The organism is Arcicella rosea, from assembly GCF_014204325.1.
Classification (GTDB): Bacteria; Bacteroidota; Bacteroidia; order Cytophagales; family Spirosomataceae; genus Arcicella; species Arcicella rosea_A.
The window spans coordinates 89,979-98,707 of sequence record NZ_JACHKT010000022.1 but is presented as its reverse complement, the minus strand read 5'-3'; the positions used below and the strand labels follow the sequence as shown (position 1 = coordinate 98,707).

The 8,729-nt window shown below is 33.8% G+C and carries 11 protein-coding genes; 6 read left to right on the top strand and 5 right to left on the bottom strand.

What is annotated here, in order from left to right; genetic code table 11:
- Positions 1 to 92: 92 nt before the first annotated feature.
- The 3 genes from HNP25_RS14765 to HNP25_RS14755 are packed head-to-tail and all read left to right on the top strand — an operon-like array spanning position 93 to position 2,288.
- Entirely contained in the window at positions 93 to 674 is a 582-nt protein-coding gene (locus HNP25_RS14765) for a Crp/Fnr family transcriptional regulator (protein ID WP_184135317.1), read from the top strand.
- 56 nt (positions 675 to 730) lie between these two features.
- Positions 731 to 1,858, top strand: a complete 1,128-nt coding sequence (locus HNP25_RS14760) for an FAD-dependent monooxygenase (RefSeq protein ID WP_184135313.1) — start codon at positions 731 to 733, stop codon at positions 1,856 to 1,858.
- A 1-nt stretch (position 1,859) separates the two neighbouring features.
- Entirely contained in the window at positions 1,860 to 2,288 is a 429-nt protein-coding gene (locus tag HNP25_RS14755) for a DUF3995 domain-containing protein (RefSeq protein WP_184135312.1), read from the top strand.
- A gap of 229 nt (positions 2,289 to 2,517) precedes the next feature.
- On the opposite strand, the gene frr is transcribed toward HNP25_RS14755, so the two are convergent.
- The 5 genes from frr to dusB all read right to left on the bottom strand — a co-directional run bounded on the left by frr (position 2,518) and on the right by dusB (position 6,474).
- Complete coding sequence (gene frr, locus HNP25_RS14750) at positions 2,518 to 3,078, bottom strand: ribosome recycling factor (RefSeq protein WP_184135310.1); 561 nt, start codon at positions 3,076 to 3,078, stop codon at positions 2,518 to 2,520.
- A gap of 78 nt (positions 3,079 to 3,156) precedes the next feature.
- Positions 3,157 to 3,867, bottom strand: coding sequence for a UMP kinase (gene pyrH / locus HNP25_RS14745; protein WP_184135309.1), 711 nt, complete (start codon positions 3,865 to 3,867; stop codon positions 3,157 to 3,159).
- Between the two features lie 80 nt (positions 3,868 to 3,947).
- Positions 3,948 to 4,445 carry an acyl-CoA carboxylase biotin carboxyl carrier protein subunit gene (locus HNP25_RS14740; RefSeq protein WP_184135307.1) on the bottom strand — a complete coding sequence of 166 codons (498 nt, stop codon included), beginning with the start codon at positions 4,443 to 4,445 and terminating at the stop codon, positions 3,948 to 3,950.
- A 10-nt stretch (positions 4,446 to 4,455) separates the two neighbouring features.
- Positions 4,456 to 5,364 (bottom strand): DMT family transporter, encoded by a 909-nt coding sequence (locus HNP25_RS14735; protein WP_184135305.1) that lies wholly within the window; start codon positions 5,362 to 5,364, stop codon positions 4,456 to 4,458.
- A gap of 108 nt (positions 5,365 to 5,472) precedes the next feature.
- A complete protein-coding gene (gene dusB / locus HNP25_RS14730) occupies positions 5,473 to 6,474 on the bottom strand; it encodes a tRNA dihydrouridine synthase DusB (RefSeq protein WP_184135303.1) in 1,002 nt (333 codons plus the stop codon).
- Positions 6,475 to 6,599: 125 nt separating this feature from the next.
- Here dusB and HNP25_RS14725 point away from each other — a divergent pair, with 125 nt between their 5' ends.
- The 3 genes from HNP25_RS14725 to HNP25_RS14715 are packed head-to-tail and all read left to right on the top strand — an operon-like array spanning position 6,600 to position 8,660.
- Complete coding sequence (locus HNP25_RS14725; protein ID WP_184135302.1) at positions 6,600 to 7,532, top strand: CPBP family intramembrane glutamic endopeptidase; 933 nt, start codon at positions 6,600 to 6,602, stop codon at positions 7,530 to 7,532.
- A 37-nt stretch (positions 7,533 to 7,569) separates the two neighbouring features.
- Positions 7,570 to 7,797, top strand: coding sequence for a putative signal transducing protein (locus tag HNP25_RS14720; protein WP_184135300.1), 228 nt, complete (start codon positions 7,570 to 7,572; stop codon positions 7,795 to 7,797).
- A gap of 26 nt (positions 7,798 to 7,823) precedes the next feature.
- Complete coding sequence (locus HNP25_RS14715) at positions 7,824 to 8,660, top strand: phosphatidate cytidylyltransferase (RefSeq protein WP_184135298.1); 837 nt, start codon at positions 7,824 to 7,826, stop codon at positions 8,658 to 8,660.
- Positions 8,661 to 8,729: the final 69 nt, after the last annotated feature.

Sequence of the window (8,729 nt, the reverse complement as noted above, 5' to 3'; positions counted from 1 at the left end):
GAAAATCGGGAATGTCTTGAAAGAAAGTTTGCCAGTTCATCTGACAAAGTTCCTAATTTTATAAATAACTCGCATTTTTAAATGCGTTCAACCTGAATAAATTACAAAAGCTACTTGAAATTGATAATCCATCATTTGACGAATTATATTCGCTATTTGAATTTAAGGAAATTAAAAAAAATGATTTTGTATTAAAAGAAAACGACACCTGTAAGTTTATAGGATTATTGGAAGAAGGAATAATGCGAACATTTTATTTAAATGAAAAAGGAGAAGATGTAAGCTTATTATTTCACTTTAATCAGCAAATTGAAAATATTGTCTTTACAGATTATGAAAGCTTTCTATTAGGCACAAAATCAAAACTTAATATTCAAGCCCTTGAAAACTCAAAAGTTTATTTCATTAAAATTGATGATTGGGTTAATTTGTGTAATAAAAATTTATTCTGGACATACTTTTCAAAGAAAATGAGCGATAAAGTTTATCTATCTGCAAAAAAAAGAGTTGAGGACTTACTTTATTATACTCCAGAAAATAGATATCTAAAACTTTTAAAAGAGAACCCTTTAGTATTGCAAATGATCTCTCAAAAATATATAGCAAGCTACCTTGGAATTACCCCTCAATCACTAAGCAGAATTAGAAGCCGAATAATTACTAAATTAACTTAAGTGAATGCTCTTTCATTTCTAGTTCTATAGTTTTGCATTATTAAAACTGAGCAATAATGGCAGAAACAGTAAACATAATTGGAGCAGGAATTGGTGGACTGACAACTACCTTGACATTCAAACAGAGAGGACTGAATGTTAACATTTTTGAAAGTTCGGCAGAAATAAAACCTGTTGGAGCAGGAATAATATTGGCAAACAACGCAATGCAAGTGTTTCAAAAATTAGGCATTCAAGACAAAATTGAAAAAGCAGGTAATAAAATTTCCTTTATGAAAATTACTGACGACCAACTCACCCCCCTTTCAGTTGTCAATCTTTCAGAATACGAACAAAAATATAGTGTTTCAAATATTGCCATTCACAGGGGAGAATTACAAAAAATACTTGCCAACGAAATTGGCTACGACAATATAAAATTATCCAAACGCCTTTCAAAAATTGAAAAGAATGAACTTTTTAAGCTGACTTTTGAAGACAATTCCACCATTGAAAGCAAAATTGTAATTGGAGCAGACGGTATAAAATCAGTAGTAAGAAATCAACTATTTGAAAAAAGCACATTGCGTAATCCAAACCAAATCTGTTGGAGAGGAATTTGTGAAATAGATTTACCCCAAAAATATCATAACGAACTCAGCGAAGCTTGGGGAAAAGGTCAACGTTTAGGGTTTGTCAAAATCAGCGATAAAAAAGTATATTGGTATGCTTTGGCAAATTCAAAAAATGTAGAAGCCGACGAAGTAAACTTGATAGATTTTTTTAGTGAATTTCATATAGATATTTTAAATATTATTTCAGCTACCGCAAAAGAACAAATAATTGTAAGTGAAATTATTGACCTAAAACCAATTGACAAATGGCAATGCGAAAATGTTTGTTTGATTGGAGATGCGGCACACGCCACAACACCAAATTTGGGACAAGGAGCTTGCCAAGCCATTGAAGATGCTTATGTTTTAGGTAAATTGCTTGACAGTGGACTTGAAATACAAAATACTTTTGCAGAATATGAGAATTTAAGACGAAAGAAAGCACTTACGATTGTAAATACAAGTTGGACAGTTGGAAAAATGGCACATATAGAAAACAGTTTTGGGATTTGGTTGCGTAATTTCGCAATGAAAAATATCCCTAAATCAGCCAACAAAAAGCAAATGGATATGATTTTTAATTTGAACTAATATGACAACAGTAATAGCAACTATATTATTTTTGATTTTCTTGTTTATTTCCTCAATTCACTTCTATTGGGCATTTGGAGGAAAATGGGGAAGCGATGCTGTGTTGCCAACAAAAAACGACAACAATACAAAAGTGTTACAGCCTACCATTTTACCAACATTAATTGTTGCGATTGGCTTATTAGGTTTTGGTCTTTTCATTTTAGTAATGTCTGGACTGATAAGTTTTAACATACCTCAATGGCTTTCTAAATATGGACTTTGGATTATTGCAAGCATATTTACATTGAGAGCAATTGGAGACTTTAATTATGTTGGGGTTTTTAAGAAAATAAAACAAACAAAATTCGGAGAAAATGACACGAAATATTTTTCACCATTATGTTTGACAATTGGAATACTGACAATAATTTTAGAAGTAACAAAATAAAAACTTCTGCCAATAGATAAGGTTTCGTGGTGGCTGAAAGCCAAACCATGAAACAAATGTTGAACTTAACCTGGGCGGACGGCTAATCTCAAACTGGTAGTAAGTTAAGCGTAGCGTTCCTACGCCCCCAAACATAGCTTCAATTATCAAAACTACCTCACAAAAAAAGAGTTTTGAATACCAAATTCTACCATTCAGCATTCAAAACTCTTCACTCAAAATTCTTTACTTACACCGACATTATATCTTTTTCTTTATCAGCAAAAGCTGCATCAACTTTTACGATATAAGCATCTGTCATTTTTTGAATACGCTCCTCTCCTGCTTTTACAGCATCTTCAGAAACGCCATCATTTTTCAATTTTTTAATCGAACTGTTCGCATCTTGACGAACGTTTCTTACATTAATTTTTGCCGTTTCAATTTCCGCTTTTACTCTTTTTACTAAGTCACGACGACGTTCTTCGGTAAGTGGCGGAATATTTAAACGGATAATTTCGCCATCGTTCATCGGCGTTAAACCAATATTTGAGTTACGAATTGCTTTTTCGCATTCAGCAATCATTTTTTTCTCGAAAGGCTTTACTACAATTGTACGAGCATCAGGCGTATTGATTGATGCTGCTCCAGAAAGTGGAGTCATCATGCCATAATAATCTACTTGAATACCATCTAACATTGAAGGACTTGCTTTTCCTGCACGAATTTTTGAAAGCTCAATTGCTAAGTGCTTGAGTGCTCCATCCATCGTTTCTTTGGCTGCATCAATGTAAAATTCTATTTCTTCCATTGTTTAATTTGGGATTTTCTATATTGACTACAAGGTTTTCGATTGAATTAGAAAATCTTCATCGGTTTACCTAAATCATTAACTAATTAAAGTTCCTACTTCTTCTCCTCTTGCTAAATCTGCTAAATTATTATTTTTGTTCATATCAAATACAATGATAGGAACTTTGTTTTCTTGGCATAAAGTAAATGCCGTTGTATCCATGATTTTTAAACCTTTGCTGATTGCTTCTGCAAATGAAAGGTGTGTATAACGAGTAGCAGTTGGATCTTTTTCAGGGTCGGCAGTATAAACGCCATCTACTCTAGTTCCTTTTAAAACTACATCAGCTTCAATCTCAATGGCACGAAGTGCTGCAGTTGAGTCAGTAGTGAAATATGGGTTTCCAGTTCCCGCTCCAAAAATAACAATACGTCCTTTTTCTAAATGACGCATCGCTCTGCGACGAATAAATGGTTCACAAACAGCATCCATTTTGATGGCAGTTTGTAAACGAGTAAACATACCGTGTTTTTCTAAAGAACCTTGAATCGCCATACCGTTGATAACAGTTGCAAGCATTCCCATATAATCGCCTTGAACACGGTCAATACCTGCTTTGGCTGCGGCTGCCCCACGGAAGATATTTCCTCCGCCAATCACAATGGCAATTTCAACACCTAATTCTTTTACTTTCTTGATTTCAAGAGCGTATTGCTCTAAAATTGATGGGTCAATTACTTCACCATCTGAACTGAGGGCTTCGCCTGATAGTTTGAGAAGAATTCGTTTATACTTCGGTTTGTCCATGATTTAAGGTTTTTTTCGGAGGCAAAGATATACTTTTTTTTTATTTGGCGTGGGAAATTGTCACTTATCAAGTTAAAGACTTATTCAAATTCTATTAAAACTTGATTCTTTTCCACATTCTGTTTATTATTTACTTTAATACTTTTCACTTTACCATCGCCAGTAGCTTTCAAAACATTTTCCATTTTCATGGCTTCTAATATCAATAAAGAATCTCCTTTTTTGATACTATCGCCAACTTGTACTTGTATGGCTACGATAAGCCCAGGCATGGGTGCTTTCAAATCATTTACTTTGGCATTAGCAGCGTCAGTCATTCCCAATTGTTCCAACAACATATCAAAACGGTCTTTTACGTTTACAACAATTTGTTTTTTGTTCAAACTTAAAAGAAATGTTTTTGCTTGATAATCGGCTTCTAATACTTCGGCATTATACGAACGATTTTTATACAGAATATGAAAATGATTTTTGCGGATTTCAACAATATCCCAATCGAGTAATTGTTCGTCGATAGTTGTACCAGTATTATTCGATACGATGTTAAATGTTTTCTGGTTTACGATGGCTTTCAACATAAGAATTTAATTAAGATTTGTTCACCAAATATACACCAATAAGAATAATACTCATGCCTAAATAATGCTGAAATAATATAGCTTCGCCATCAAGTACTCCCCAAAGAATCGCCACGATTGGAATAAGATAAGTAACAGAACTTGCCAGCACGGCACTCGTCATCTGAATTAAACGATTGAAAAGTACCATTGCAATAGCTGAACCCAATACACCAAGTAACACAGCAAAAACTAATGCTTGAAGGGCATCAGGTTTTTCTAGTCTTGAGATAAAATCTGTAGAAAATAAAACGCCAGCGGCGATTGGACCGATGGTCATAAAAATACATGTAGTGATCAAAAAAGAATCGATTCCTAAACCTGTCAAATATTTCTTGGTAATATTCAGATTGATACCATAAAGTAAAGTAGCGACTACCACAAAGAGTGCATAGCCATTTATATGGAAACCAGTAGCACCAGCCAAAATCAATAAAATAGCTCCAATAAAACCGAGTATGATACCAAAGCTTTGGCGTTGGGTGATTTTATTTCCAAAGAAGCTTGCCCCAATAATCAAGGTAAACAAAGGCGTTGTAGAATTTAAAGCACCAGAAACACCGCTATCTAATTTTGAACCTGCTAACGAAAATAAGAAAGATGGCAAAAGATTACCTAGTAAACCTGCCAATAAAAAGTACTTAGCTTTAGCAAAAGGTATTTTCTTGAAATTGATGATAAAGAATGGAAGAAAGAAGCAAAAAGCCGAGAAAATACGCAATGAGCCGACTTGTGCGGGGTCAAAAACGACTAAGCTTTTTTTGACTAAAATAAACGAACTTCCCCATATTCCCGCTAAAAGTGCTAGTAAGCCCCAAACAAGTAAAGGTTTTTGAAGTTTCGTGGAGGTTGTTGTTGAAGTAGTAAGGGTTGTTTTCATAAAAAGATAACCAGCACAAAATCAAGAAAGTTTCTTCTGGGTTGAAGATAAAGTACTTTATAAAAAATTAAAAAGGCGAAGTAACGTTTAGGTTTACTTCGCCTTTTTTTAAGCTTTTATCAAAAATTCTTCTTCTCCATAAAAGACTGATACTTCATTGAGAATTCCTAGAATTTCTTCATAGTCCATCGAAGTAACTAATCGCATTCGGAATTCTTTAAAATGTGATATTCCTTTGAAGTAATTAGAATAATGCCTTCTCATTTCAACGATACCCACATGGTTTCCTTTCCAACGAATACTAAAATCTAAATGCTTTTTACAAACTTCGATTCTATCTTGAATCGTTGGCGGAGCAAGATGTTCTCCCGTTTTCATAAAATGTTTGATTTCATTGAAAATCCAAGGGTAACCAATGGATGCTCTACCAATCATAATACCATCTACGCCATAACGATTTTTATATTCTAGTGCTTTTTCTGGTGAATCAATATCTCCGTTACCAAAAATAGGAATTCTAATTCTTGGATTTTCTCTTACTTTGGCAATCAATCGCCAGTCGGCATCACCTTTATACATTTGCACTCTGGTTCTTCCATGAATAGTAAGTGCCTCAATACCAATATCTTGCAAACGTTCGGCTACATCTTCAATATTTTTAGTTGTATCGTCCCAACCTAAACGAGTTTTTACGGTTACTGGTAAATGTGTGGATTCCACAACGGCTCTGGTCATCAACACCATTTTAGGAATATCTTGTAATAAAGCCGCACCAGCACCACGACAAGCCACTTGTTTAACTGGACAACCATAATTAATGTCAATTAAATCTGGACCAGCATTGGTAGCAATTTCTCCACAATTTCTCATGGTTTCAATGTCAGAACCAAAAAGTTGAATACCAATTGGGCGTTCGTATTCAAAAATATCTAATTTCTGAATGGATTTCGCTGCATCACGAATTAGCCCTTCTGAAGAAATAAATTCAGTGTACATCAAATCGGCACCGTTTTCCTTACAAACTGCACGAAAAGGAGGATCTGAAACGTCTTCCATCGGAGCAAGTAGCAAAGGAAATTCACCTAATTCTATGTTTTTAATCTTGACCATTGTTCTTTTTCAATTATTCTCGGATGATTTTTTAAACATCCTTTGAGTGAATATTAATTTAAACAGCTTTTACGCTGTTTTTGATAATTGTCCACTGCTATTTTTTACGTAAATTTACAACCATTATGACAGAATTCGATACTTTTCGTCCACAAACTGAACGCCCCTTTATAGCCAAGCTATTGATTTTAGCGGGTTTGACCTTAATTTGCTTGTTTATTGGTTCCACAATAGGACTTTTCGCTCTTTCTGCAATTACAGGAATGCCTTTTACTGAAGCCGCTAATTTTCAACAACATCTCAACGATTATCCCAATACTTATCTTGGAATTATGGTGCTCCAGATGATTTCAACACCGATGGCATTTATTGGAGCGTCATTTTTTTATTGGTCGGTTATCGAAAAACAAAGCATTCAAGCTTTAAGTTTCCAAGCTACTAATTTACAAGTATTAATGCTAGTGGCTATTTTAGTGATTGGTTTCATGCCTTTTGATGCTATTTTTATTGAACTGAATCAAAAAATGCAATTGCCTGCATCAATGAAAGGCGTTGAAGAATGGATGAAAAATTCAGAAAAGTCAATGGGCGGACTCACCAAATTTATGACTAATTTCAAAAGCCCAGCACAATTTGCCTTGGCGATTTTTGTTGTTGCAGTATTGGCTGGCGTTAGCGAAGAATTATTATTCAGAGGCGTTTTACAAAATTTAGCCTTAAAAACTTTCAAAAATCCACATATTGCCATTTGGTTTGCTGCCTTTTGGTTTAGTTTTATTCATTTTCAATTTTTCGGTTTTATTCCAAGAATGTTATTGGGTGCCATGTTTGGCTACTTATATTACTGGACTCAAAATTTATGGTTATCAATGTTTGCCCATTTTGTAAATAATGGTTTTACATTATTGATGGCTTATCTTTACCAGATGAAAGTAATCAAAGCCGATATTGAACAAACAGATTCTGTACCAGTTGGCTTTGCATTGGCTTCATGTTTATTTACTGTATTATTACTTCGTTGGTTTTGGCAACACAGTATTTACAGAAGTGACGATTGATTTATCTTCGTGTTGTATCTAAAAATAATGCTATTTAATGAATGATTGGAAGAAAATTTACGAATCTGCAAATCCATTTAAAGCAGATTTAGCGAAAGCTTATTTGGAAGATGAACACCAAATCAATGCAGTTGTAATCAGTAAAAGAGATAGTTCTTATCTTATCGGTCTGTGTGAAGTATATGTTCACCAAAAAGATGCTGTTTTAGCCAAGTTTTTATTGGATAATGAAGGAGGTTTAGAAGAAAGTAAAGAAATTGCATAAGTATCACTAATTTAAAAATAATCAATATGAATGAAAAACTACAAGGAATGTCGAATCTGAAACAAAGGGTAATTGCAGCGGTTGTGGCTGTTCCTTTTTTGATATTTTGCATTGTTTTTAGCGATTGGACTTTCTTTGGGCTTTTTGCTATTATTGCCATCTTAGCACAGCTTGAATTTTATAAATTATTAGGGCTCGACGGCGATGAACCTTTAACTTATTACGGTACTTTTTGTGGCTTTATATTGGTTTCAGTTACCTTCTTTATCGAAAAAGGAATTATTCCCGAAGCCAATTATTATATACTTTCACCTTTAATGGCTTTGATATTTTTCATCAAACTCTACAAAGCACAAGATGAAAAACCTTTTAAAAATATCGCTTATACTTTTTTAGGCGTTATATATGTAGCATTACCATTTGCACTAATTATCATTTTGGCATTTTTAAATAGTACAAATTTTAGTTGGCAACGTCCTTTAGGTTGTTTATTTTTGTTGTGGGCAAGTGATACAGGTGCTTATTTTGCTGGAACAAAGTTTGGTAAAACTAAGTTATTTGAAAGAGTATCACCTAAAAAATCATGGGAAGGAAGTGTTGGTGGTTTTTTAGCTTCGATGCTCGTTTCATTTATTCTTTCAAAATATTTCAATGACCTTCTAACTTGGCAATGGTTTGGTTGTGGAGCAATTATTGTAGTAGCGGGTACTTATGGAGATTTAGTAGAATCTTTATTTAAAAGAAGTATTAAAATAAAAGACTCTGCTTCAACAATTCCAGGACATGGTGGTTTCTTAGATAGATTTGATGGTTTGTTACTTTCTATTCCATTTATCATTACTTTTTTAAAGTTGTTTCCGTAAATTTAGCCTGAATTCTGCTAGACTTACAAAACGTTAAAAACTGTTAAAGCCACACAAGATTTTCAATTG

Coding starts and splice junctions, on each gene's coding strand:
- HNP25_RS14760 (WP_184135313.1), top strand. CDS start 731: ATGGCAGAAACAGTAAACATAATTGGAGCAGGAATTGGTGGACTGACA.
- HNP25_RS14755 (WP_184135312.1), top strand. CDS start 1,860: ATGACAACAGTAATAGCAACTATATTATTTTTGATTTTCTTGTTTATT.
- frr (WP_184135310.1), bottom strand. CDS start 3,078: ATGGAAGAAATAGAATTTTACATTGATGCAGCCAAAGAAACGATGGAT.
- pyrH (WP_184135309.1), bottom strand. CDS start 3,867: ATGGACAAACCGAAGTATAAACGAATTCTTCTCAAACTATCAGGCGAA.
- HNP25_RS14740 (WP_184135307.1), bottom strand. CDS start 4,445: ATGTTGAAAGCCATCGTAAACCAGAAAACATTTAACATCGTATCGAAT.
- HNP25_RS14735 (WP_184135305.1), bottom strand. CDS start 5,364: ATGAAAACAACCCTTACTACTTCAACAACAACCTCCACGAAACTTCAA.
- dusB (WP_184135303.1), bottom strand. CDS start 6,474: ATGGTCAAGATTAAAAACATAGAATTAGGTGAATTTCCTTTGCTACTT.
- HNP25_RS14725 (WP_184135302.1), top strand. CDS start 6,600: ATGACAGAATTCGATACTTTTCGTCCACAAACTGAACGCCCCTTTATA.
- HNP25_RS14720 (WP_184135300.1), top strand. CDS start 7,570: ATGAATGATTGGAAGAAAATTTACGAATCTGCAAATCCATTTAAAGCA.
- HNP25_RS14715 (WP_184135298.1), top strand. CDS start 7,824: ATGAATGAAAAACTACAAGGAATGTCGAATCTGAAACAAAGGGTAATT.